The 25,453-nt window shown below is 68.5% G+C and carries 20 protein-coding genes; 11 read left to right on the top strand and 9 right to left on the bottom strand.

What is annotated here, in order from left to right; genetic code table 11:
* Positions 1-3: 3 nt before the first annotated feature.
* Genes IFSED24_RS01385 through IFSED24_RS01375 form a run of 3 tightly spaced genes read right to left on the bottom strand, consistent with a single transcriptional unit; the run spans position 4 to position 2,852 of the window.
* Positions 4-888 (bottom strand): alpha/beta hydrolase, encoded by an 885-nt coding sequence (locus tag IFSED24_RS01385; RefSeq protein WP_491333442.1) that lies wholly within the window; start codon positions 886-888, stop codon positions 4-6.
* A 15-nt stretch (positions 889-903) separates the two neighbouring features.
* Positions 904-1,686, bottom strand: coding sequence for an HAD-IIA family hydrolase (locus IFSED24_RS01380; RefSeq protein ID WP_491333441.1), 783 nt, complete (start codon positions 1,684-1,686; stop codon positions 904-906).
* Positions 1,665-2,852, bottom strand: coding sequence for a tRNA-queuosine alpha-mannosyltransferase domain-containing protein (locus IFSED24_RS01375; RefSeq protein ID WP_491333440.1), 1,188 nt, complete (start codon positions 2,850-2,852; stop codon positions 1,665-1,667). Before IFSED24_RS01375 ends, IFSED24_RS01380 begins: the two co-directional genes overlap by 22 nt.
* Positions 2,853-3,156: 304 nt before the next feature.
* Here IFSED24_RS01375 and IFSED24_RS01370 point away from each other — a divergent pair, with 304 nt between their 5' ends.
* Entirely contained in the window at positions 3,157-6,339 is a 3,183-nt protein-coding gene (locus IFSED24_RS01370) for a S8 family serine peptidase (RefSeq protein ID WP_491333439.1), read from the top strand.
* 87 nt (positions 6,340-6,426) lie between these two features.
* Here IFSED24_RS01370 and IFSED24_RS01365 read toward each other — a convergent pair whose 3' ends face one another.
* Positions 6,427-10,467, bottom strand: coding sequence for a C25 family cysteine peptidase (locus IFSED24_RS01365; RefSeq protein WP_491333438.1), 4,041 nt, complete (start codon positions 10,465-10,467; stop codon positions 6,427-6,429).
* 270 nt (positions 10,468-10,737) lie between these two features.
* Here IFSED24_RS01365 and queF point away from each other — a divergent pair, with 270 nt between their 5' ends.
* Complete coding sequence (gene queF / locus IFSED24_RS01360; protein ID WP_491333437.1) at positions 10,738-11,115, top strand: preQ(1) synthase; 378 nt, start codon at positions 10,738-10,740, stop codon at positions 11,113-11,115.
* Positions 11,116-11,137: 22 nt separating this feature from the next.
* Here the strand turns inward: queF and amrS are convergent, their stop codons facing one another.
* The 3 genes from amrS to IFSED24_RS01345 are packed head-to-tail and all read right to left on the bottom strand — an operon-like array spanning position 11,138 to position 14,213.
* Complete coding sequence (gene amrS / locus IFSED24_RS01355) at positions 11,138-12,142, bottom strand: AmmeMemoRadiSam system radical SAM enzyme (protein ID WP_491333436.1); 1,005 nt, start codon at positions 12,140-12,142, stop codon at positions 11,138-11,140.
* Complete coding sequence (locus IFSED24_RS01350; RefSeq protein WP_491333435.1) at positions 12,139-13,266, bottom strand: epoxyqueuosine reductase; 1,128 nt, start codon at positions 13,264-13,266, stop codon at positions 12,139-12,141. The genes amrS and IFSED24_RS01350 overlap by 4 nt, the downstream gene beginning before the upstream one ends.
* Positions 13,263-14,213, bottom strand: coding sequence for an NAD(P)H-dependent flavin oxidoreductase (locus IFSED24_RS01345; protein ID WP_491333434.1), 951 nt, complete (start codon positions 14,211-14,213; stop codon positions 13,263-13,265). The genes IFSED24_RS01350 and IFSED24_RS01345 overlap by 4 nt, the downstream gene beginning before the upstream one ends.
* Before the next feature lie 311 nt (positions 14,214-14,524).
* On the opposite strand from IFSED24_RS01345, the gene IFSED24_RS01340 reads away from it, so the two are divergent.
* From IFSED24_RS01340 to IFSED24_RS01315, 6 genes are all read left to right on the top strand, one after another.
* The gene (locus IFSED24_RS01340) at positions 14,525-15,475 is read left to right on the top strand and encodes a cytochrome c3 family protein (RefSeq protein ID WP_491333433.1); all 951 of its coding nucleotides are present in this window, start codon (positions 14,525-14,527) and stop codon (positions 15,473-15,475) included.
* Between the two features lie 13 nt (positions 15,476-15,488).
* Complete coding sequence (locus IFSED24_RS01335; RefSeq protein WP_491333432.1) at positions 15,489-17,393, top strand: TonB-dependent receptor; 1,905 nt, start codon at positions 15,489-15,491, stop codon at positions 17,391-17,393.
* Between the two features lie 170 nt (positions 17,394-17,563).
* Positions 17,564-18,217, top strand: coding sequence for a TetR/AcrR family transcriptional regulator (locus IFSED24_RS01330; RefSeq protein ID WP_491333431.1), 654 nt, complete (start codon positions 17,564-17,566; stop codon positions 18,215-18,217).
* Entirely contained in the window at positions 18,214-18,438 is a 225-nt protein-coding gene (locus IFSED24_RS01325; RefSeq protein WP_491333430.1) for a hypothetical protein, read from the top strand. The genes IFSED24_RS01330 and IFSED24_RS01325 overlap by 4 nt, the downstream gene beginning before the upstream one ends.
* A gap of 123 nt (positions 18,439-18,561) precedes the next feature.
* Entirely contained in the window at positions 18,562-19,779 is a 1,218-nt protein-coding gene (locus IFSED24_RS01320) for a hypothetical protein (RefSeq protein WP_491333429.1), read from the top strand.
* Between the two features lie 105 nt (positions 19,780-19,884).
* Positions 19,885-21,786: a rhodanese-like domain-containing protein gene (locus tag IFSED24_RS01315; protein WP_491333428.1), complete on the top strand. Its 1,902-nt coding sequence runs from the start codon at positions 19,885-19,887 to the stop codon at positions 21,784-21,786.
* Positions 21,787-21,855: 69 nt separating this feature from the next.
* On the opposite strand, the gene IFSED24_RS01310 is transcribed toward IFSED24_RS01315, so the two are convergent.
* Positions 21,856-22,419 (bottom strand): HDIG domain-containing metalloprotein, encoded by a 564-nt coding sequence (locus IFSED24_RS01310; RefSeq protein ID WP_491333427.1) that lies wholly within the window; start codon positions 22,417-22,419, stop codon positions 21,856-21,858.
* Between the two features lie 227 nt (positions 22,420-22,646).
* Here IFSED24_RS01310 and IFSED24_RS01305 point away from each other — a divergent pair, with 227 nt between their 5' ends.
* Positions 22,647-23,288 (top strand): TIGR04282 family arsenosugar biosynthesis glycosyltransferase, encoded by a 642-nt coding sequence (locus IFSED24_RS01305; protein ID WP_491333426.1) that lies wholly within the window; start codon positions 22,647-22,649, stop codon positions 23,286-23,288.
* Between the two features lie 6 nt (positions 23,289-23,294).
* On the opposite strand, the gene IFSED24_RS01300 is transcribed toward IFSED24_RS01305, so the two are convergent.
* Positions 23,295-24,020 carry a M48 family metallopeptidase gene (locus tag IFSED24_RS01300; protein ID WP_491333425.1) on the bottom strand — a complete coding sequence of 242 codons (726 nt, stop codon included), beginning with the start codon at positions 24,018-24,020 and terminating at the stop codon, positions 23,295-23,297.
* A 134-nt stretch (positions 24,021-24,154) separates the two neighbouring features.
* On the opposite strand from IFSED24_RS01300, the gene IFSED24_RS01295 reads away from it, so the two are divergent.
* On the top strand, positions 24,155-24,556 hold the full coding sequence (locus IFSED24_RS01295) for a cupredoxin domain-containing protein (RefSeq protein WP_491333424.1): 402 nt from the start codon (positions 24,155-24,157) through the stop codon (positions 24,554-24,556).
* A gap of 129 nt (positions 24,557-24,685) precedes the next feature.
* Entirely contained in the window at positions 24,686-25,453 is a 768-nt protein-coding gene (locus tag IFSED24_RS01290; protein ID WP_491333423.1) for a M90 family metallopeptidase, read from the top strand.

The following is a 25,453-nucleotide window of genomic DNA, read 5'->3' as shown; positions in this document are numbered from 1 at the left end:
CGGTTACGGCTTGACTCGTGCTTCCTGGGTGATGAAGCGGGCGATGTCGCGTTCGAGCCCCTTGCCACCATGGGCAGCCAGGACGTCGTGCCCCCCCTCGGGGAACGCCTGGAACCGGCTCTGATGGTTGCGTGCCTTCTTCTGCAGCAACCGCAGCGATGCGGGCGGCACCAGCGGATCGTCGTCGCAATGCACCCCGAAGATGGGCACATCCAGATGACCGACCAGGTCCTCGGCCTGGCTCATGCACTCGAGCGCGTCGACCACGTGGACGAGGCGCCGCCGCACGAAGGGCACGCGCAACAGCTTGAGCCGCTGGATCAGGCGCACCCAGAAGCCCACCCGGGCCACCAGTTCAGGCGCCACCAGCACCAGCGAGGCCACCTTCTCGCGCTTGGCCAGGTGCAGGGCCAGCGCGGCCCCGAAGCCCACTCCCACCACGGCCACGCCGGGGCAGCTGCGCTCGAGCAGCGTGTATCCCTGCCGGATCTGCTGCAGACTGGCCCGCCAGCGGGCTTCCGGATCGTCGGTCACCCCGTGACCATAGTCCACCAGCAGCACGCCGTGAACCGTCAGGCCGGCCTCGTTGAGCGTCCGCGCCAGCGGCACCAGGTTCGCCGGCGACTGGTCCGCGCCGTGCACCAGCAGGACTCCCAGCTGTCCCGCCTCGCCCACCTTGAGGAACGACCGCTTGTGCTTCTCGACCCCGCGCTCGGCCTCTGCCAGCAAGCTGAGCCGCTCGTGAGTCTTGAGCACCATGAGCCGGGTCCGCGTCTCGCGATCGTCCGCACGCAACCGTTCCAGGTCCCAGGCCGTCAAGGCGATGGTGAGCAGTCGCTCGCGGCGCTGGTCGTTGCGGGGATTCTCGACGGCGACGTTGTTCTTCAAGGGCGCCCGATCCTTCTAGAGCTGGTCGGCCCGATCCAGAACCAGGTCCGGTCGGAGCTCGGGGGGTAGGGAGGCGAGCACCCCGTCGTCGGGATACTTGCCACTGGTAACGAAGACGGTGGCCATGCCCAGCCGGCGCGCGCCGACCAGATCGGTCAAAGGGTCATCGCTGATAAATAGCGCCTCTTCGGGTTTTACGCCAAGAGATTCGAGCGCCAGCTTGTACACCACCGGCTCGGGCTTGCCCGCGGTGACCACCCTCGCCGTGGGAACGGCCGCCGTCAGGGCCGCGGCCCAGGCTCCCGGTCCCAGGCGGGGTCGCCCGTTGGCATCGAGCCACAGACCGTTGCGATGCAGGCAGAGCAGGTCGGCGCCGTTTTGGAGCCAGCCGAGCGCGCGATCCAGGTCGCCCAGGACCTGGTCCGGCGCCACGCCCAGGACCACGGCATCGCAGCGAGTCGCCTCGTCCGCCGCGATGACGAACCCCTCCTCCTGCAGATAGGGCCGCAGCGAGGCCGCGCCCAGCCAGCCCAGGCGCCGGTGTCCCTGCTCGCGCAACCAGGCGAGCCCGGCCCCCAGCGCACCGATCAGATGATCGGCCGGAACCGTGAAGCCCGCCTGCCGCAGCGCCGCGATCAGGTCGGCCGGCCGATGCGTCGTGTTGTTGCTGACCAGCCGCCAGGCGATGCCGCGCGCCGCGAGGCCGTCGAGCCAGGCCACCGAACCGGTCACCGGGCGGTAGCTCTTGTCCCGGACGAGGACCCCCTCCACGTCGATCAGGTAGAAGCGTCGGTCCATGGTCCCTCCTTGCCGCCGTGCTCGGCGACGTCACGCAGCAGCGCGTCGTAGCGGGGCGCCAGGCGCTCCCAGCAGAATTCGTCGAGGTCGCGGGAGAGCGAACAGACATGGCCGCAGCTGTCGCCGCGGATCAGCGCCGCCAGGAGCGCCACGAGTTCGTCCGCGGTCTCGTAGAAGTGCCGGCCCCGGCAGCGGCTCCCGTAGAGCGACGGGTAGACCTGGCGGCGGGGCAGCACCGGATAGCAACCGGCATGCACCGCCTCGGCCACGGCGATCCCGAAGTATTCCTGCTCGGCGCAGCTGACCACGATGTCCGCCCGGGAGATCAGTTCCTCGTAGCGCGATCGCTCGGCGGCGAATCCGAACTGAAGGCAACGGTCGCCGAGCCGCTGGACCAGCGGCTGGAACACCTCGCCGCGATGGCGCTCCTCGCCCAGGAGGATGACCCCGAAATCGAGCCCCGCGTCGAGCAGTCTCATCAGGGCGTCGGCGAAGAGGTCGGGCCGCTTGTCGAACTCCCAGCGGTGATTCCAGAGCAGGACCGGCCGCCGGCCATCGCGCGGCCAGGGCGGACCCGCCTCCGGCGTGCAGGCGCTGCCCCGCCACACGGCCGCGCCGAGCCCCGTGGCCGGCGTGCGCGGCAATCCCACCGGCAGGACGGTGCACCGCGCCTCGAGACGGCCGCGCATCCCCGCCGGCACATTCTCGGGCATGCGGCCGAGGTAGCTGGGCAAGGCGTCGAGGAAGAGGTCGCGGTGGAAAGCGGAATTGAAGACCACCCGGTCGGCCGCCAGCAAGCTGATGATGTTGGTGAACCCGAAATGGAAGTCGAACTCCTCGTCGGGCGACAGCGGGTAGGTGAGCTGGTTCTCGTGCATGTAGAGCACCAGGGGCCGCCGGTCCAGCGGCGGCGGCAGGAGTCCGCGCAGGTCGGCGAGGTTGAGCAGGCTGGTGGCGAAGATCAGGTCGCAGGGCTCGGGCGCCGCGGCGAGCTCGTCGGCGAACCACAGCGCCCCGCCGCGCATGCGCCATTTCCAGAACCGCGGCGGGAGGGTCAGCGAGCGGTAGCGATGGCTGGAATGCTGGATCAGGCCCTCCCGGAACTCGCGGTGGGAGCCGCCATCGTGGGATTCGATGAAGACGATGTCGAGGGGACCGTGTGCCAAGAAACCCTCCCTAGAACCCCCGAGGGGGGCCTTGTCTTGTGCCATCGAGAGTGTGTCCGGTGCTCCAGATGGGGTTCGTTCACCAGTTTCTTTGTGAAAATATCAGAATCGCGGCAGGAATCATACGGCCAGATCCCACTCGATTCCGCCGGACACAATTTCGATGGCACCATATGGGCGATACGTTGAGGAATTGATACGGGGTGCGAATTCCGTTATTCTTATGTGTACTGGTACGCTTTCCCCGGAGCACGCCCGCCACCGTCCGCGTGTTCCCCCGTTTTGCCACCGAGGAGTGGAGCCCATGCAGAAGTATGCCCTCGTCCTCGTCGCCCTGCTCGCCCTGAGCGCGCTCGCGACGGCGGCCACTTACGAGAACGCCTCCGTGGTCGGCCAGGTCCCCGACCGCGTCGTGATCACGGTCCAGTCCGGCGTCAAGCTCTCCGTCGAGAAGAGCGCCGGATTCGCCCTGACCGGCATCGAGTCGCTGGACGCCGTGTCGCTCAAGCACGGGGTCAGCGAGATCCAGCCGCTGTACGGCGACATGGTCGACAGGATCAAGAACGACGAGCTCCGTGACGAGCTCTCGCGCGTCTACACCGTGGACTTCCCGGCCGCGGCCGGCCTGCAGAACGTGCTGGCCGACTACGCCAAGGTCGGCGTGGTCGTCAAGACCGAGGCGGTGGACATCTGCCGCACTTACGGCAACGCCTACATGCCCAACGATCTGAACCCGGCGCAGTACTACCTGCGGAACGCGGCGCTGGGCGGCGGCGACGTCCGCGCGCTCGGCGGCTGGGCCGAATCCCTGGGCGATTCCAACATCGTGGTCGCGGTCATGGACTCGGGCGTGGACTGGCACCACCCCGACCTCGGCGGCAGCCACCCCGACCGGGTCAACGGCGCGATCTGGACCAACTGGGACGAGTACTACGGGACACCGGGCGTGGACGACGACGCCAACGGCAAGATCGACGACATCCGCGGCTGGGACTTCGTCAACCTGCCCAGCCAGCTGCCCCCGCCCTACGACGATCAGGACGTGACAGACCAGGACAACGATCCCATGGACTACGAGAGCCACGGCACCAACTGCGCCGGCGTGGTGGCGCCCATCACCGACAACGGCATCGGCATCGCCGGCACGGCCCCCGGCTGCAAGATCATGGCGCTCCGGGTGGGCTGGCTCCCGGTGCCCGATCCGGGCGAGCCCGAGCAGGGCGTGGTGCGCATGGACTTCGCCGCCTCGGCCATCGTCTACGCGGCCGTCAACGGCGCCAACATCCTCAACGCGTCCTGGGGCAACAGCGAATTCCTCTCCGGAGCGGTCCGCACGGCGCTCGACGCCGGCTGCCTGATCTTCACCTCCGCTGGCAACGATAGCGACGACGAGCCCGACTACCTCGGTGGTTACAACGACGACGCGGTGCTCGCCGTGGCCGCCACCAACGCCGACGATGGCAAGGCCGAGTTCTCCGACTTCGGCGATTGGGTCGACCTCTGCGCCCCGGGCGTCAACATCTACACCACCGCCTACGACCGCTCCACCCAGTCGCACACCTACACCTCCACCCAGGGCACCAGCTTCTCCTCGCCGCTGGCAGCCGGCGCAGCGGCCCTGATCTGGTCCACCGATCCCACCATGACCGCGTACGACGTCTCGGCGATCCTCCTCGCCTCGTGCGACGACATCGACGACATCAACCCCGGTTACGCGGGCCTGCTGGGTGCGGGACGGGTCAACCTGCTCAAGGCGCTGGGCGACAACATCCAGCTCGTGCCGCAGGAGTTCGTCCTGCTGCGCGACGCCATCAACTCCGCCGCCCAGGCCGACACCATCAAGGTGCTCGGCAGCGAGACCCTGGGCGTGACCACCTTCCTGGGCAAGGGCATGCAGATCCGCGGCGGCTACGACCCCGGCTACGAGACCCGCGACCCCATGGGCAACCCGACCGTGATCAGCGGCAACCCCAACAACCCCGCGGTCCAGTTCTCCGGCACCATCGGCAACGACACCGTCATCGACGGCTTCCAGGTGCAGAACGGCGGCGGCCGCTTCTTCGCCGACATCCCCTTCGCGGCCAAGTACGGCGGCGGCATGGTGCTCAGCGGCACCTCGCCCACGCTGCGCAACCTCACCATCACCGGCAACAACGCGGGCAGCAGCTCCGAGCTCGGTCTCGGTGGCGGCATCGCCCTGAACAACAGCAACGCCGTGCTGGAGAACGTCGTGATCACCGGCAACACCTCCGTCCACGGCGCCGGCGTCTACATCTACCGTGGCGCGCCCTCGCTGACCGACGTGACCATCGCCGACAACACGGTGATCACCGACAACCTCAGCAATCCCGCGCTGGGTGGCGGACTGCGCATCATCGATGCCGACGTGACCCTGAACAACGTGACCATCTCCGGCCACCTCGCGGCGGAGAACGGCGGCGGCCTCCATGCCGCGGGCGTCAACGACGTGACCAACCTCGTCTACAACGGCGGCGCGGTCTCCGGCAACACGGCCAAGACCAACGGTGGCGGCATCTTCATCGAGGGCGGCAGCCTCGAGCTCGTGGATGTCGAGGTGAGCGGCAACAGCAAGACCGACGCCTCGACCTTCATGGCCGGCGGCGGCCTCTTCGCCCAGAACACGGGCGTCACCCTGGACGGCGCCGTCATCGCCGACAACCTGGGCCAGACCGGCGGCGGCCTGCAGCTGAACAACTGCACCGACGTGCAGGTGCTCAACACGGTGATCACCGGCAACACGGGCGAGTACTTCGCCGGCACGTTCTACCTCAACAACTGCACCAGCGCCACGGTCCAGAACGTCACCATCGCCGACAACAGCTGTCCCGCCGGCGGCGCGGGCCTCTACTCGTCCAACACGGTGCTGACGCTGGAGAACACCATCAGCGCGTTCAACACCGGCGGCACCGGCACCGCCAACGGCATCTACGTGGCCAGCGGCTCGGGCACCTTCGCGTGCAACGACGTCTTCGGCAACGACGGCACCGGCTGGGGCGGCGTTACCGATCCCACCGGCACCAACGGCAACATCGCCGCCGACCCGCTGTTCTGCGACGTGGCCCAGGGCGACTACCGGGTCGACCCCGACGGCCCCTGCGCTCCCGACAACAGCGGTGGCTGCGGCCTGATCGGCGCACTCGAGGCCGACTGTGGCACCGCCAACGCCGTGGAGGATCCCGCGGTCCCGATGGCCTTCCGGGTCGACCAGAACTATCCCAACCCGTTCAACCCCATCACCACCATCCGCTTCGCCCTGCCGACCACCGCCCGCACCACCGTGGTGGTGTACGACGTCAAGGGCCGGCTGGTGAAGACGCTGGTGGACGCCGATCTGGTGGCCGCCACCCACTCCGTGCAGTGGAAGGGCGACGACGACCGCGGCCGCAGCGCGGCGGCGGGCATCTACTTCTACAAGGTGACCAGCGGCAGCCATTCGGCGGTGGGGCGCATGGCCCTGATCAAGTAGCGCAACCCATCACCACACGCGAAGAGCCCCGGCCGTCGACGGCCGGGGCTCTTTCTTGCGGATCGCGGTCGGCGTTCCGTAGCCAGTCTACTTGACCAGGGTCAGTCGCCTGGTCAGCACCTCGCCGCCCGCCTGCAACCGGTAGACGTAGGTGCCCGACGCCAGCCGCCGGCCATCCTCCCCGGTCCCATCGAACACCACCTGGTGACTGCCCGCCGGCAGCGTGGCGCTGCGCAGCGTCCGCACCAGCCGGCCGCGCAGGTCGTGCACCGTGAGGCGGACGTTGCTGTCGCGGGGCAGGGCGAAGTCGATCACCGTCCGGGGGTTGAACGGGTTGGGCGCGTTCTGCGCCAGCCCCAGCGAGGACGGCGGGGCGTCGGGCGTGGCCGAGATCTCGTCCACCACCACCGACAGCGGCACGATCACCGGAGCGCCGCCGCTGCTGAGGACCACCAGCTCGATCTCGTGGGTGCCCATCGGCAGCTCGCTCGCATCCACGGTCACCGAGACCACGGCCGTCTCGCCGCCCGTGATCTGGCCCGCCGCCGGTTCGACGCTGACCCAGGACAGGTCCGGCGTGATGGTGAAGACCTGGTCACTGGTGTCGGAGACCAGGACATCCTCGAGGTCGGTCACCCGGATGCGGCAGCTCTGGCTGGCCGGCCCGCTGGTCGTCCAGGAATACGCGCCCAGGGAAGCGTCCACCATCATCTCCAGGGTCTGCCAACCGTCGCCCAGGCCGCGGTCGATCTGCAGGCGCACGGCGTCGAGCTCGCTGCTGGCATCCCAGGTGATCTGGTTGGTTTCGCCGATCAGCCAGGTCTCACCACCGTCGGGAGCCGTCAGCGTCACCCAGCGGTCGCGCGAGCCCGGCTCGTCGGTGACCGCCGCGGCCGGCACCATGGTCTGCGGCTCGCGCACGCCCACCTGCCAGTTCAGGATCGACCCCATCACGCCATCGCTCGTGATCTCCAGGGTCACCTGGGTGGAGCCGCCGGGCGGCACCTGGAGGTCGAACGCATCGGGGGTCACCGCGATCGCGGCCGGCGCCGCCGGTGGCGTGGGCACGAAGGCGATGGCCCGGCCGGTGCCCAGGGTGCGCGCACCAGGCGCGTACCGGTTGTAGTAGGTCCAGGTCAGGCCGTCCTCGCCGTTCTGGATGCCCACCGTGGCGTACCCTCGGGACGTGTCGTTGTTGGTCGCCTGCTGGTACTGGAAAACGATGAGGCCGTCACCGGTGGCGGTCTCGTGGACCGCCGGGTCGTACAGCACCAGCTCGCAGTTCTGGCTGCCGTTGTGGCGGTTGCGCATGCGGCTCCACTGCACCACGTAGATGCCCTCTTCGGGGAAGTAGGCGTGGTAGACGCTGTTGCTGCCGTTCTGGACCAGGTCGTCCCAGAACACCGCGAGCATGGTCTCGGGGGCGCCGGCGGCGGGCAGACCCCAGTTGCGGTAGTGCACCAGATAGGTCTGGCCGAAGGACGCCCAGCCGTTGGAGCAGATCGAGAGCTGGTCGTAGGCCTCGCCGTGGTACGTGAAGCTGAAGGGCAGCTCCACCGTGCGGGTGTCGTCCTGCTCGTAGGCGAAGTCGGTCAGGCCCACGTCGGTGCCGACGCCCCCGAAGGTGGGGTCGAGTTCGCGCCACCAGTAGGCCGGAGCGTCGGGCGAGGGGTCCTCGTCGTCCCAGGCCACGTAGGCGCCCGAACTGTCCACCACGGGACTGTTGTTACTGGGCGAGCCGAGCGCCAGGGGCAGCGGCAGCTCCTGGCGCGTGCCGGCGATGGTGGTCACGGTGAGGGTGCAGTCGGCGAGGTGTCCGCCCCAGGCGTCGGCGCTCACGGCCAGGCTGAAGCTGGCCGAGGCGGACAGGCCGGCGGCCACATCGCCCAGCGGGACGGTCACCGGGCCGGCGGGCAGGAGGAACGGGCTGGTCGAGGCGAAGCTCACGCTGGCGCCCGTGGCGCCGGCCGAGCCCTCGTTGGCCAGGGTGATCTCCAGGAGGCTGGTCTGTCCGGGCAGGGCCGACCAGCTCGTGCCGATCACCATGAAGGCCGGGGCGGCGATGGGCAGATCGACCAATGACGACCAGTTGTCCCCGGCGGCCGTGGCGTCCAGACGGAGCGCCACCGGCGTGGCGTCGGGCAGGTCATCGGGCAGGGTCACGGTCCAGGTTCCCGCCATGGCGGTTCCGCCGGCCGGGATGTCGCCCAGGACCACCTGCTGATCGCTCACGTCGACCCCCACAGTCTGGGAATCCAGTCCCACCACGACTCCGAGCGCAGCCTGGTCGCCCAGGTTGCGCACGATCACCGACAGCTCGCCGGTCTCGCCGGGGTCGGGCATGCCGTTGCCGCCGTCGTCCCAGGTCCAGCCGTCGGCCGTGCACCAGGCATCCACGGCGCCGAGCTGGGCCGTGCCCTGGTACGGGACCAGGTCGTCGCCCGTGACGGTGACCTGGAGCGCGCCGGGGACCGCGCCCGCCGGCAACGGCAGCAGGACCTGACCGGCCTGATCGGTATAGCCGGCGACGGGGTCGCGATCGGTCTGGTACAGCGCCACCCGCTGGCCGACCAGCGGGACCCCCAGCGCATTGGTGACCGACAGGGCCAGGCCGCCGGCATCGGCGGGCAGCAGCCCGGCATGGGTCACCTGGGGCACGGTGGGCAGGGCCTGGCGCATCTCGGTGGCGGGGTCGCCCATGAGGTTGTTCCACGTCGCCCAGATCTCGACGATGTTGGGCTCGTTGACGCTGTACTGGCGATAGAGCTCGATCTTGCCGCGGGTGTGCGCATAGCCGAGATGGCGGTCGCGCTCGCCCAGGGCGCCCTCCCAGGTGCCGTGGAAGTAGCAGTTGTTGTAACGCGTATGGGTGCCCGTGGTGGCGGTGCCAACGGCGCCGATGGCGCCACCGTTGGGGTTGCGCAGCATGGCCTCGGTGTAGGTGTGCGTGTTGCTGGCGAAGCTGCCCGAGGCACAGGTGGGCATCACCGCGAACGGCATCTCGCCGCCGTTGCTCAGGTTGTCGATGTAGCCGGTGCTGAAACCGCTGCAGCCCAGGTAGCCGCGGTACGAGTAGACCGAGGTCCCCTGGTTCAGACTGGAGAAGATCCGGCTGGCGAAGGGCGCGGTCCAGATGGTGTCGATCTGGGTGTAGCCCAGCGGCTGCAGGAACTGCTCCTTGACCCACTGATTGACATAGATGGTGGTGGCGCCCGAGGCACTGGGGTCACCCACCAGGGTGGCACGGCTGTACCAGCTCGGGTCGGTGAAGGAATCGGGCGTGCGTTCGTAGGCCAGGATCTTGGCGACGATCCCCTCGAGCTCGCTCACCGTGCGCGTGCTGAGCCGGCCGATGTGCGCGTCGGCCAGGACGTCGTCGCCCTCGAGCGTGGTGTAGTAGTGATCGCCCTCGCCGTGGTAGCCCGAGAGCCCCTCGAACCACGTGGCCAGCGCCACCGACCCGTTGGCGTCGCCGACGAGGGTGATGTAGGCCAGCGGCGAGGTCGCCGTGTCGTGGACCTGCTGGATGAAGGCCTTGATCTGGGCGTTGCTGGTACCGGTCTGCAGCGTGGTGGCGATCTGGACCTGATAACCCTGGCGGCGGCGCCACTCGAGCAGCGGCGCCACAGCCTCGAGGACGCCCGGAACCTCGGGGACGATCATCAGGTAAGTGCCCGGCACCTCCTCGTATTGCCCTCGCACCGCGGCTCCGCCCAGGGCCGTGGACTCGAGCAGCCTGGCGAACGTGGCGGCCAGACGCGGTCGGGCCACGACTGATCGGGACGGGTCGGTGGCGAAGGCGATGGTCACCTCGCGCTCGCGCTGGCCGTCGTCGGCCAGTCCCACGCTCAGGGGCACCAGCCGGATCCCGTGCATGGTCGCGGCCGGTCCCAGATCGATGCTCGCCGCCGTGGTGAGCAGGGAGGCGCTCTTGCCTGCCGGCACGGCCACCAGGCCATGCCACTGATCCTCGTCCGCGGGGATCGTCACGCGCAGGCGCAACTCCTCGGTGTCGCTGGCGAGGGTGGTCACCCCCGAGGGATCCTTGGCCAGCGCCGAGGCGGACATGAGTATCAGGAGCGGAAACAGCAGCAGGCGGAACACAGCGATGGAGTGGCTGCGAGACATGAGTACCTCCGGTGGATCTTGGCGATAAATACAACCCTTATTGTAACGCACCTGGGCTCATCTGGGGTGCTGAAAAGTAGAATTCGACCCCGAATGCCGGGGCGATCGGGATCGAACGGTCGCCGGGAGAACGACTTATTCGAGTGGCCAAAATTTCCGGATCTGGACCACGCCTCCGTCACGGGGCCGGGCGGCCAGGATCCTCGAACTGGCGCCAACGCGCTCCAGGCACTAGCATGGCCCCCGAACCCACCGTTGAAAGGACCGGCCATGGCCACCCAGCCCAGCAAGGATCTCGAGGTCTTCGCCAACCCGGCGCCCGAGCGCGATTACGAGATCGAGTTCGACTGTCCCGAGTTCACCTGCCTCTGCCCGCTGACCGGACAGCCTGATTTCGCGCACTTCCACATCACCTACGTGCCGGACCAGCAGTGCCTCGAGCTCAAGGCGCTCAAGCTCTACCTGTGGAGCTACCGCGACGAGGGCGCCTTCCACGAGAAGGTCACCAATCAGATCCTCGACGACCTGGTGGCCGCCTGCCGGCCGCGCATGATGGAGGTCGTCGGCGAGTGGTTCGTCCGCGGCGGGATCACCACCAACGTGCGCTGCACGCACATCGATCCGGGCTGGGGCGGCGCGGAGGGCTGACTCGCCGCCGGCTTCCCGGGCCTCAGCTTTCGGTCACCACCGGCAGGGCCAGCCCGCAATCGGGACAGGCGGGCGTGGCGAGCCGCGACTCGGTAGTGTAACCGCGCCGGGCGATGACCACGGCCCCGCAGCCCGGACAGCGCGTATCCGACCAGTCCGCCAGGTGCACGTTCCCCGCATAGACGTAGGGCAGCCTCCGCGCACAGATCTCCGCGGCACGGGCGAGGGTGGCGGGCGGCGTGGCCGGCGCCTCGAAGCGCCACTCGGGACGGTAGGCCGACAGGTGCAGCGGGATGTCCGGCGAGAGGTCGGCCACGAAATCGCGCAGTGCGGCGATCTCTCCGTCGCCGTCGTTGTGGCCGGGGATCACCAGGTTGGTCACCTCCAGGTGGACGCCCGCGGCGTGCAGCATGGTGATGGTCCGCAGCACCGGCGCGAGGCTGGCCTTGCAGATCTCGCGATAGAACCGGTCGTCCATGCTCTTCAGATCGATGTTGGCCGCGTCCAGCAGCGGGACCAGTTCGGCCAGGGGCGCCGCCTCGATGTAGCCGTTGCTGACGATGACGTTGACCAGGCCCGCGTCATGGGCGAGCCGGGCGGTGTCGCGCACGAATTCGAACCAGACCAGCGGCTCGCTGTAGGTGTAGGCGATGCCCACCGAGCGGTGCGCGCGCGCCAGGGCCACCACGTCGGCCGGCGACAGGTCCTCGGTGCGACCGGCCGGAGCCTCCCCCAGCTGGCTGATCCGCCAGTTCTGGCAGAAGGCGCAGTGCAGGTTGCAGCCCTGAGCGGCCACCGAGAGAATGGGCGCGCCGGGCAGGAAATGGTAGAGCGGCTTCTTCTCCATGGGGTCGACCCCGGCCGCCACCACCTTGCCGTACTGCAGTGGCACCATGGCGCCGGCGCGGTTGCCGCGCGAGCCGCAGGGACCATCCTGTCCGGGACGGAGCTGGCAGCCCACCGGGCACAGCCGGCACTGCACGCGCTGGTCGGCGAGGGCTTCCCAGTGTGCTGCCGTCACGGTCATGACTGCTCCTCCAGGCGCGCCGTGGCCCAGGCCGCCACCGCGCGGACGTCGGGGTCGGGATCGTCGGCGGCCAGGCTGCGTGCCACCTCCAGAAGATCGCGCCGGCCGGTGTTGGCGGCCACCACCAGCGCGTTGCGGCGGAGGCCCTGGGGGTGGGCGCGCCACAACGGAGTGCGGCGGAAGCGGCGGCGGAATTCGTCGGCCCCGAGCGTGAGCAGATCGGCCAGGTCGAGTTCGGCGTGGACAGGCAGCGGGGCGTAGGCGGGAACCGGCAGCGGCACGTCCGCGGCCCGCAGCGCCCGGTCGTTCCAGGGGCAGACCTGCTGACAGATGTCGCAACCGAAGAGGTGATCGGCCTGCTGCTCGCGCTGGCCAGGGGGCGTCTGGCCGCGCCACTCGATGGTCCAGGTCGACAGGCAACGGCCCGCATCCAGGACCCGGGGGGCGGTGATGGCGCCCGTGGGGCAGGCCTCGAGGCAGCGGGTGCAGCGGCCGCAGCGATCGGTGGCGGCACGCGGCAGGCGGCCTCGCGGGGCCACGGCGAACAGCGGTCGGGGAGCCGTCGCAAGGCCGCTGATTACCAGGTTCGTGGGCGCCACGGCCAGCACCAGCCCCGAGCCGAGGGTCTCGTGGATGAGGCAGGTGTTCTTGCCGACGAAACCCAATCCCGCCGCCTCGGCCCAGTCCCGCTCGAGGTACGGCCCCGTATCCACTGCCGGGAAGGCCGCGAGGCCGGGCCAGACCGTGCGCAGCTCCGCGAACACCGTCTTGACCGCAGCCAGGAGCACATCGTGGTAGTCCTGGCCACGGGCATAGCGGGCCACGCCGTCGAGCCACGAACCGTTGGCCGTGTCGGACCAGCCCTGGGTGTAGCGCTGGGCGAAGACCAGGAGCGACCGGGCCCAGGGGTTGTGGTGCCGGGGGTCGGCACGCTCCTCGCGGGTGCGGACGAGGTAGTCGAGGTCGCCGTGCTGCTGGTTGTCGAGCCAGGCTCGCCAGGCGTCGGCGTGGGGCGCCGGACCGTCCAGCGCTGCGGCGCCGGCCAGGTCGATCCCCAGCGGCGGGCAGAGTTCAGCCAGGTGCGCCGCCAGATCGTCCGCGGCCACCGCCGTCGGCGCGGTCACCGCGCCCCCAGCCGCCGGACCGCCTCGTCGTAACCGGCCTCGAGGCGGGACACAACCTCGGCCACGGTGGGGATGTCGTCGATGAGTCCGGAGACCTGGCCAATCTCGAGCTCGCCCGTCTCGAGATCACCCTCGAGCATGCCACGGCGAGCTCGCCCCTGACCCAGGAGTTCGGCCAGTTCGTCGCGCGAGGCGCCGCGGGCCTCGAGCTGCGCCACCTGCTCGGCGAAGGCGTTCTGCAGCAGCCGCACCGGCACGTGCTTCTTGAGCATGAGCATGGTGGCGTCAGGCCCGGCGTCCACCACCTTCTGCTTGAACGCCGCATGGCCGCTCGATTCCTGGGTGACTGCGAACCGCGACCCGATCTGCACGCCGTCGGCGCCCAGCGCCATGCACGCCGCCCACTGTGCGCCGGTGGCCACGCCGCCCGCCGCCACCACCGGGATGTCCACCGCGGCCACGCACTCGGGCACCAGCACCAGCGTGGTCAGTTCCTCGCGACCGTTGTGCCCCCCGGCCTCGAAACCCTCGCACACCACCCCGTCGCAGCCCGCCTCCTCGCACTTGCGGGCGAGGATCGGGCTGGCCACCACGTGCAGGACCGTGCAGCCGTGGTCCTTGAGCCTGCCCACCACTCGCCTGGGCGAGCCCGCGCTGGTGACGAAGAGCTTGACCCCCTCGGCCAGCGCGATGTCGAGCACCTCGCCCGAGTGCGGATAGAGCAGTGGCACGTTCACGCCGAAGGGCCGGGTGGTGAGCGCGCGGCACTTCTGGAGTTGCTCGCGGAAGAGGTCGGGACGCATGCTGCCCGAGCCCAGGAGCCCCAGGCCCCCGGCCTCGCTGACCGCGGCGGCGAGCCGGGCGCCGCTCATGTACACCATGCCGCCCTGGATCACGGGCAGGCGAATTCCGAGCAGCTGGCAGAGGCGATTGTTGGACCAGTCCATGACGACTCCTTCGTGGCGTGCCGATCGCGGACCTTGGCGGGCGCAATTCCTTGCCGGGAAGGGGGCCGGAGTCCCGCCGACACGGTCGGCTACGTGCTGCACAGGGTAGCGGATCCGGCATGGTGGCGGAACGGGGAATCCGTGCAAGACTCCGCCGGAGGCCTGGATTCGTGTCGGATAAATACAAAACTTGATCCGTCCTGTTGTTAAATTGTCGTCCGGATCCGTTAAAACACTCTTTGAAGTTAACACCGTTCCTCGACTATGGTTGTCGCGCTAGCGGTCCCGTTCCCGAGCGTCTGGAGGTTCTCATGCGGAGTCTCATCTGCCTGGTCATCTGTCTGGCGGTCCTATTGCCGTTGCAGGTCGCCGCGGGCGAGAAGTACCTCGAGCGGTTCGACGTGCCGGCGGATGCCGAGTACGTCGGAGCCGAGGAATGCACCATGTGCCACGAGGACGTGGGTGAGTTCTACACCCATTCCCCCCACGCCTGGGAGCGCGGGCTCGCCGTGCCGGGCACCGACATCGTCGGCTGCGAGGCCTGCCACGGTCCCGGCAGCCTCCATGTCGACGAGGGCGGCGACGGCTGGATCCTCGGCGTCGAGCAGCTCGGCCAGCTCGAGGCCGCCGGCCGCGCCGACATGTGCACCCAGTGCCACATCAGCATGGACCTGCACTTCGCCGGCAGCCCCCACGCGGGCAGCGAGGTCTCGTGCGCCGATTGCCACACCGACCAGGTCCACTTCCCCGGTCTGGCGCGGCCGGCGGCGGAATTCCGCAACCGCAGCGAGTTCTGCCTGCAGTGCCACACCGAGGTGGTCGCAGCGTTCCGGCTGCCGTTCCGCCACCGGGTGCTCGAGGGACAGATGTCGTGCAGCGACTGCCACGACCACCACGCGGGCAACGATCTCGCCAGCTGGGAAGGTCTCAACGCCGGCTGCCTGAGCTGCCACCCGCAGATCGGCGGCCCCTTCGTCTTCGAGCACGAGGGCGTCGACGGCGAGGAATGCCTGAGCTGCCACCTGCCCCACGGCTCGCAGCACGACAAGATGCTCACCCAGGACGGCAACGGGCTCTGCCTGCAGTGCCACTTCGAGGCCGGCTTCAACAACGACATCATTGACCCAGAAACAGGCGAGAGAAACAGCTGGGCCATCGGCGACGTCAACCACGGCGGCCTGATCGCGGGCGAGGCGCGCTGCTACGACTGCCACCGCGAGGTCCACGGCTCGAACATCAACCCCAACTTCCTGGACCAGTAAAGGAGGCAAGGTCATGAAGAACACGCACCTGACCACCGCGCTCATGCTGGTCCTGCTGCTGGCCGCGTTGCCCGCAGCGGCCACCGAGCTCCCCGCCCAGTCCATGCGGATCTGGGCCCCGGCCGGCGACCTGATCAGCCTCGACAACCACGCCACAGCGTCGCTCGTCATGGCCGACCGCCATGGCGACCGCGCCAAGGGCGCCGAGGACACCCAGCTCTACGGCAAGACCATGGGCACCGGCCTGTTCGGCTACCATCGCACCAGCGAGAGCAGCCACCAGATCGACGCCAGCGGCTACTTCGGCAACCTCGAGGGCGGCGGCCTCAGCGGCGACTTCGGTGTCTGGAGCTCGACGCCCGGCAAGTACAGCGCCACCCTGACCTACCACCGCCACCACACCTTCGCCGACACCGACAGCGAGATGCGCAACCCCAACTTCCCCTATCCCCCGCCGCCGGCGTCGCTCGACTTCGACCCGCGCCTGCGCTGGGCCCAGGGCAAGCTCGACCTGCGCTTCCACCTGTCGGATTCGTTCGACCTCACCGGCGGCGTGGTCGACATGCGCCGCGAGGGACGCAAGGGCAGCCTGCTGCGTGGCGGCGCGCTCTCCACGCCTCCCGCGGTCCAGACCATGGACACCTCGCTGTACGAGGTCTGGATCGGCGGCGCCATGGCCCTGGGCCGGTTCAAAGGCGACCTGCGCCTGGCCTTCCGCGGCAGCGACGGCGACCGCGGATACACCACCGGCCACGTCTACACCGACGACCGCCAGGACTTCCGCGGCAGCCTGGACGTGGCCTACGACCTCAACGCTAGGCACCGGCTGCAGTTCTACGGCCTGGTGGGCGACCTCACCAGCAAGGGCGGCGAGACCTGGGGCGCGAGCGACGTCGGCAACCTCGACAACGAATCGCACATCGCCACCGGCCGGCTGGCCTGGCTGGGCCGGTTGTCCCGGAACACCATGGTCCGCCTGAGCGGCGGACTGTCGAGCCAGGACACCGACGGCAACCTCGCCGACCCCGACGGCGTGCTCCTGGGCTCGGACCGCCAGCGCGACTACGTCGACGCCATGGCCGCGGTGGACAACACCAGCCTGGGCAAGACCCGGATCCACCTGCACTACAAGTACCGCCAGACCGAGCTCACCGAGCAGACCGCCGAGGGCGCGTTGCCCGGCGAGGTCGCCGCGACCCGCAGCCGGTCCCTCGACCAGAAGAAACGCAACCAGGAGCTCGCCCTGCGGATAAGGTCGCGGCTGAGCCGCCAGACCAAGCTGCGCGTGGGGCTGCTTTACCAGGACCGCAACGTTGAGCACGCGGTGTCGGACAACGACTGGTACGGGGTCATGGGCGACTACCAGCGCCAGCGTCTCGGCTGGGAGCTGGCGCTGCAGGCCCGGCCCAGGCCCAAGCTGCCGCTGGACTTCGGCTACCAGGGCCGCGACCAGTCGCTCGAGCGCAAGGACCAGGACACCGAGACCAGCTGGCAGGCCCATCGGCTGTTCGCCAACCTGAACTGGCTGGCCAGCCCCATGCTCTCGTTCTACGGCATGGTCTCCTACGGCACCGAGAAGTACGAACTGAAGGACGGCACCACCCCCACGCCCGGCATGGGCGCCTTCAACTACGACGGCACCACGCTCCGCTTCACGCCCGGCGCCACCGTCCGCCTGACGCCCAAGCTCTCGTTCGAGGCCATGTACGAGGGCATCTACTTCGAGAACAAGGGCGACGAATCCACCAGCCTGAACCCGGTCCAGAGCGACCACGACCGGGCCATGGTCCGGGCGCGGTGGCAGGCCAGCGAGAAGCTCGCCGTCAGCGCCACCTACCGGCGCAACGAGTTCGACGAGAATCGCTGGGACGACTACATCCAGGACCTCTACGCCATCTCCGTGAGCGGTCTGTTCTAGACCACTCCTCTCGATGCGGGGCTCCGTGCAAACGGAGCCCCTTTCTTTTGTTGAAATCTCAATTCCGACAGTTTTGGTTGTTAATAGATAATCTATTGTTGACAAGGAAATCACAGGGCCTATCTTCGAGTTGGTAAACGTTCGCTTACTGAAATGGTAGGACAAGCGCCTTGCCCCACGGAAACGGCTCCAGCAACCGCCGCGACCAGATCCTGTCCCGGGCCACCGACCTCTTCGCCCGGCATGGATACGTGGGCACGTCCGTGCGCCAGATCGCGCGCAGCTGCAGCATCACCGAGGCCGCCATCTACCGTCACTTCGACAGCAAGCGCCATCTCTACGAAGAGGTGATCCGGCGCAAGGCCGCCGAGCACGATATCGCGGGCTATCTGGCTCAGCGCGCGGATCGCGGCTCCATCCGCGACGCGCTGATCGCCGTCAGCAGCCACGTCATGACGCTGACCCGCGAGGACCCGGCGCTCATGCGCCTGATGTTCAACAACAGCCTCGACAGCGGCGACGTCTCCACGGTCCTTTTCCAGGAGATCCGCCTGCCCTACATCGACTTCCTGACCCGCGAGCTGGAGATTCGCGCGGAGAAGGGCGAGATCCTCGCGGTCGAGCCGTTCCTCACCGGTCGCTGCTTCGTGGGCATGGTCATGGACTGCGCCCTCAACCTCGGGATCTGGGACACCCTGTTCCCGAGCCGGAACCAACCCGTCGACATCTACACCAACACCGCCACCATCTTCGCCCTTGGCCTCAGCAAGGAAAGGGATGCCATCACCATCGAGGTGGCATCCAAACCAGGGAGAACCCCATGAAGCAGCTCACCGCACTCGGCCTGCTGCCGCTACTGATCCTGGTCGTCCTCTGGGGGTGTGACAACGACACCTCCAACGACGTGTCCGGACCGGGCGGCGGCACCACCGACAAGACCTGTATCGGCTGCCACTCCAGCGAGAGCGAACTGAAGGCCGCGCTGGGCGTCGAGGAAAAGGGTCAGGACTTCGTCCTGCGGATCCCCAACAAGGACGACGGCTGAGGCGGCGACGTCCCCGAGCTGGAAGCTTGGGAAAAGGTCATCATCACCGGCTCCAACGGCGATCGGTTCCTGGAGAGCGTCCACGGCCCCAACTACACGGGCGACGACGAACGCATTCCCCACGTGCTGACGTGTCAGCACTGCCACGGCGGCGCCGCGGACTTCACCTTCGCCTCCATGGACGAGGCCCACGCGGGCATGTTCGCCGATCCCAGCGAGCCCGGCGCGAGCGGCTGCACGGCCTGCCACGACCAGACCGAGGTGCGGTCCGCCTGCGACCAGTGCCACGCCGAGGCCGTGACCAACACCGCCAACAGCCTGCACACCACGCTCAACGGCTACTACACCGCCATCAACCAGCGCTGCGGCTGCGAGTTCTCCGAACAGGGCATGGACACCCAGTTCAACCAGCGCTGTGCCGGCTGCCACACCACCTGCGGCCAGTGCCACATCTCGCGGCCCCAGAGCGTGGGCGGCGGCTTCCCGCGGATCGGGGCGCTCTACTCGCACCGCTTCCGCGAGACCCCCGACATGAACGAGCAGTGCACCGCTTGCCACGGCAGCCGCGTCGGCCACGACTTCAGGGGCGAGGGCGAGGGCAACGAGGCCGACGTGCACCGCCAGGGCGGCATGCAGTGTGTCGGTTGCCACACCAAGGAAGAGATCCACGGCGACGGCACCGAGTACAACCACCGGTACGAGGTGGCCAACATGCCGCGCTGCAGCAACGCGGAGTGTCATCCGGCGGCCAACCTGTCGAACACCTACGGCCACATCCACCACACCGGCCAGGATCCCGACTGCGGCCAGTGCCACCACAACGGCGACAGCAACTGCAACGAATGCCACGACGGCGGCGGCGTCTTCGCCTTCGCCTACCCGCTGCCCACCATGCAGTGCCAGGTCTGCCACTCGCAGCCTTATAAGAACTGCACGAACTGCCACAACCTCACCGAGGCGGGCTACGACATCGACCCCAGCGTCCTGCAGCTGAAGATCGCCCGCAACCCGAGCCCGCACCGCACCGAGTTCGACTACTCGCTGGTGCGGCACACGCCCATCGACCCGGGCACCTTCGCCAACTGGGGCCTGGACCTGCCCGACTACCTGAGCAAGTCGACCTGGCAGTACACCAGCCCCCACAACATCCTGCGCGAGACGCCCCAGACCGCCGTGGTCGACGGCAGCTGCTCCTACAGCTGCCACCAGTCGGCCACCGGTCCTCAGGGCTTCTTGCTGCGGGAAGCCGACCTGTACGAGGCCGACGGGGTCACCCCGTTGCCCGACTACAACGCCAACATCGATTACGTGATTCCGGAATCCTTCCCCGCGGGGAAGTAGCATACCCGTGAAGGCCGGGCCCCGAGCGGGGTCCGGCCCCAACCCCGAGGAACGGTGACCAGCTGTTCCCTCGACCAGGCCTCCGGGCCGCTTAAAGGAGCGACAATGCAGTACCGCAAGACCTGGCTCATTCTTCTCATGGTGGCCCTGATGGCTCTCTGGGGCTGCTCCGACGACGACGACGACGGGCCCACCACGCCCACCGGCACGGCCTTCGAGGTCATGGCCGAGGCCGGCGCCGGCTACATCAACGTCTCCGCCCAGTGCCCCGGTGTCCTGAGCGCCGAGGCCCTCCACGACAATCTGGATGATTACACGGTCATCGACATCCGGCGGGAAGATGCTTACCTGGCCGGCCACATCCCCGGCGCCTACCACAGCAGCCTGGGCACCCTGCTCGACGACCTGGCCAACACCATCCCCAGCGACAAGCCCTACGTGGTGGCATGCTACAGCGGCCAGAGCGCCGGCCACGCCAAGATCGCCATGGAGCTCGTGGGCTACGACGACGTCTACAGCCTGCTCTTCGGCATGTCCTCGTGGAACAACAGCCTCGACGTCTGGACCGCCAAGTGCGACGACGCGCTGCCGGCCGGCATGATCGAGCAGGAGAATCAGAACGGCAACCTCACCGAGCACGACTTCCCCGTGCTGAGCGAGGACGCCGGCTCGGTGGTGGCCGATCGCGTGGCCCTGATGCTCACCAACGGTTTCAAGGGCCTGCCCTTCACCGGCAACGACGGCAACAACCTGATCGATCACCTGGACGAGTACTTCATCATCAACTACTTCGGCGAGGCCGACTACGAGGGCACCGGCACCTCCGGCGTCCCCGGCCACATCCAGGGCGCCTTCCAGTTCACGCCCTACGAGAGCCTGGGCATGGATCAGATGCTCAACAACCTGCCCACCGACATGCCCATCGTGGTCTACTGCTGGACCGGCCAGCACAGCTCGCAGATCACGGCCTACCTGAACATGCTCGGCTACGAGGCCTACAGCCTCAGCAACGGCTCGAACAACCTGTTCTACGGCTCGTTGACCGCGCACAAATGGAACGTGGACACCGCGTCCCACGACTACGACCTCGAAGTCGGCGCCATGCCCGAAGAGCCCTTCGCCACCATCGCCGCGGCCATGGCCGAGTACGTCAACGATTCGGCACAGTGCCCGGGCACCATCAGCGCCTTGGACCTGCATGACAACCTCGACGACTACACCGTCATCGACATCCGCCGGGAAGACGCCTACAACGCGGGCCACATCCCCGGCGCCTATCACAGCGGCCTGGCCACCATCCTCGACGACCTCGACGGGACCATCCCCAACGACAAGCCCTACGTGGTGGCCTGCTACAGCGGCCAGAGCGCGGGCCACGTCAAGATCGCCATGGAGCTCATGGGCTACGACGACGTCTACACCCTGCTCTTCGGCATGTCCTCCTGGAACACCTCCCTCGACGTCTGGACCGGCAAGTGCGCCGACAACCTGCCGGCCGGCATGATCGAGGTGGAGAACCAGAACGAGAACCTGGTGGCCTACAGCTACCCGACCCTCGACGCCGGCGCCACCGTGGCGAGCCAGGTCGAGGCCATGCTCGCCGCCGGCTTCAAGGGCCTGCCCTTCACCGGCAACGACGGCAACAACCTGATCGACCACATGGACGAGTACTTCGTCATCAACTACTTCGGCGTGGACGACTACGAGGGCAACGGCACCTCCGGCGTCCCCGGCCACATCCAGGGCGCCTTCCAGTTCACCCCCTACCAGAGCATGGGTGTGGACCAGATGCTGGCCTACATCCCCACCGACATGCCGGTGGTGGTCTACTGCTGGACCGGCCAGCACAGCTCGCAGATCACGGCCTACCTGAACATGCTCGGCTACGAGGCCTACAGCCTCAGCAACGGCTCGAACAACCTGTTCTACAGCTCGTTGACCGCGCACAAGTGGAACGTGGACACCCAGTCCCACGACTACGAGCTGACCGATCCCATCACCTTCTAGTTCCGTTCCGCACACACGAAGGGAGGGCCTCAGGGCCCTCCCTTCTCTCGTAATTGTCAGGACCGTGGCCTACAATCCGAGGTCGTCCGCCACCGGCACCAGCGCCCCGAGCACGTGCGCGATCACCTCGTCCACCTCGAGCCCCAGGTCGGCCGCACCCTCGGCGATCTCCTCGCGGTTGACCTTGGCGGCGAAGTCCTTCTTCTTCAGCTTCTTCCGCACCGACTTCACCTGCACCTGGGCGATCTTCTTGTCGGGCTGCACCATGGCGCAGGCCATGCAGAACCCGCACAGCTCGTCCACGGCGAACAGCCAGCGCGCGCAGTCGTCCTCGCGCGGGAGGCCGGTGTGGCTGGCGTGGGACATGACCGTGCGCACGAAGCGGTCGTCGTAGCCGCGCTCGCGCAGGATCTCGCCGCCCCGGAACGGATGGTCCTCCATGGTGGGGAAACGCTCGTAATCGAAGTCGTGGAGCAGGCCCACGGCGCCCCAGTACTCGGGGTCCTGGCCGGTGCGCTCGGCCGCGGCGCGCATGGCGGCCTCCACGGCGTAGCCATGGCGTCGCAGCGCCTCCGACTCGGTGTATTCGTGCAACAGGGCGAGGACCTGCTCGCGGCGGTAGAGGTCGGACATGGTGGTTCCTCCAGGCTCGGGTTCCGGCCGAGGATGATGCCATGGAACGACCCCGACGCCAAGAGAGCCGTTGCGGTCAGGAGCGTTTCTCTGTATCAAGATGAAAGAGTCTCAGTATCCGAATTCGCGCCCGGACCGATCGCCATCATGGCAGATCGGCCGCCGCCAGCGGATCTCGCCCCGAGACGATACACCGGCTGCGGCGACCGACACACAAGGAGGTTGCCATGTCAGATCATTTCATCCTCATGACCCGATATCCCCAGATCGGGCGCAGCAAGACCCGCTTCATCCCCACCCTGGGCGCCGAGGGCGCCGCCCGCCTGCATCGCAAGCTCGTCGAGCACAGCCTGGCCGAGGCACGTCTCTGGCGGCAGCGTGGCGAGAATCGCCACATCACCGTGGCCTGCGAGGGAGCCTCGATCACCGAGTACCGCGAGTGGCTGGGCGAAGACGTCACCTTCGCCGATCAGACCGGCGGCAGTCCCGGCGCGCGCATGGCGGTGGCCTCGGTCCGCGCCTTCACCCACGGCGCCGACCGCGTCGTCCTGTCCTGCGCCCGCTGTCCCGACCTCGACGCGGTCCAGATCGCCCGGGCGTTCTTCGGCCTCGACCATGCCGACTGCGTCATCGGCCCGAGCCGGGCCGGCGGCTACTACCTCATCGGCCTGGTCACCCCCACGCCGGCGCTCTTCGCGGGCATCCCCTGGGGCACCGGCGCGGTCCTGGCCCGCACCATGGCCACGGCGCACCAGCGCGACCTGCGCGTGGGCGTCCTGCCGACCCTGCCCACCATCAACGGCCCCGGCGACCTGATCAACGCCGCCCGCCTGCTGGAGGTCCACCCGCTGGCCGACACCGTCGGCTGAGCCGGCTCACAGCTCGAGTTCGCCGCCGTGCCGGCGCAACCATGCCATGTGTTCATCGTGGGCGGGGCAGTGTGCCGCCACCAGTTCGTGGAACCGCGGCCCGTGGTCCAGGTGCGCCAGATGGCAGAGCTCGTGGATCACCACCGCATCCACCACCGCGAACGGTGCCATCACCAGCCGATAGCAGAACGACACGGTGCCCCGCCGGGAGCAACTGCCCCAGCGGCTGGTCCGCTCGCCCACCATGACCCGCCGGGGAACCAGGCCGGTGCGCTCGGCCAGCGCATTGGTGCGCGCGCGCAGGTGACGGCCGGCGAAGGTCCGGAGCCAGCGCTCCAGCGCCGGCCGCGGATCGAGCAGGTCTGCCGGCGGCAGTTCCAGGCGCAGGCGATCGTCCTGCTGGTCGACTCGTGGGCGCGATCGTCCCGCGGGCAGGGCCGCGAACTCCAGCCGGAGCGGCTGGCCGAGGACGCAGAGCTCGCTGCCCGTGGCCCAGGAGCGGCGACGCGGGCCATCCCATACCTGGTGCAGGTCGGCCTGTCGCGATAGCCAGGCCTCGCTGGCGGCGAGTAGCTCCTCCACGTCGCGATAGGTGGCCCGACGGGGCATCACCACCTCCACGCCCCCGCGGTGACTCACCCGCACGGTGAGGCGGCGGGCCCGCTGGCTGCGACGCAGGCGCAGGCGGAGCGGGCGGCCTCCGATCAGGCGGATCTCCTGACGATCGGTCACGACGGCACCCGGACCTCATCTGTACAGGACAACTTTGGTATGGTATTATCGCACTGTTCTTGTCGGATATACGTCAGGAACATCCCAGTCACCCCGGGTGCTGCGGCGCCCTTACACTCGCGAAAGGATCGCCCATGAAACGTCATCTAACGACCCTGATCGCCTGCGGCCTGCTGGCCGCCGTTCTGGCTGGCCCGTCCGCGGCCACCGATCATACCGTCAACCAGGTCGGACTGCTCTTCGAACCCGCCGAGCTGGTCATCCAGGCCGGCGACACCGTCAACTGGGTCTGGTCCAGCGGCTTCCACACCGTGACCAACGGTTCGGACCCCGAGGCCGACGATGCCGGTTCCCTGTTCGACGCACCGCTGAACAGCGACAACCCGACCTTCAGCTTCACCTTCGACACCGAAGGCGTCTACCCCTACTTCTGCCGGCCCCACTTCTCGCTAGACATGGTGGGCACCATCACCGTGGAGAACGGTACGCCCGTGGAGAGCGCCACGCTCGGAGCCGTGAAGAACCTGTTCCGCTAGCCTCGTCGCTCGCGGTCGACACCAGGCGGCGGCCCCTGCGGGCCGTCGCCTGCGCCATGTCCGGCCTTGCCAGCGGGGCGCGATACGGGCACCATGGAGCATCGCGACCCTGGACCGGGAGGCCACCCGTTGTTCTTCCTGCGCGGCCGCCGCCGCAAGAAGCTCCTGCAGACGCCGCTGAGCGAGGCGCAGCGCCGCCTCCTGCACGCATCATGCCCGCTGTGCGCCGCGGTTCCGTCCGACCTGCGCCCGCGCCACGAGGGCGTCATCCAGATCCTGCTGGCCGAGAAGCATTTCGAGGGCGCCGGCGGCCTCGCGGTGGACGAGTCCATGCGCCTGACGGTGGCCGGGCAGGCCGCGCTCCTGCAGCTGCGCGCCGGCGCCGACTACTACCCCGGCCTCGACACCATCCTCTTCTACCCCGACGCCTTCGTGGTCGCCCACGAGGAATGGGACGAGGACGGGCTGGTCCACGCCGGTCCCGACGAACGCGCGGGCGAGTCCTGGCAGCGCGGCGCCGTGGTCCTGAGCTGGCGGGACGCGGCCCAGGAGGCCGCTCGCCGCGACGGCTACAACGTGGTGCTCCACGAGTTCGCCCACCAGCTCGACGACCAGTCGGGCGAGGCCGACGGCACTCCCATCCTGCACACCGGCGATCAGGCGGGCCGCTGGGCCGAGGGTTTCCAGGCTGCCTTCGAGCGCCACCAGCGCGCGCTGCGCCGCCGCCGCGAGATCCTCTTCGATCGCGACAGCGCCGAGAGCCCCGCCGAGTTCTTCGCCACCGCGGTCGAGCTGTTCTTCGAGTATCCTCGCGACCTGCAGCGGGAATTCCCCGCCGTGCATTCCTTGTTGGCCGAGTACCTGGAGCTCGACCCGGCCGCCTGGCCGGCCCGCTGA

This window comes from Candidatus Latescibacter sp. IFSED24 (genome assembly GCF_058273205.1).
The sequence above is the reverse complement of the archived record's forward strand: the minus strand, read 5'-3'. Positions and strand labels throughout refer to the sequence as shown.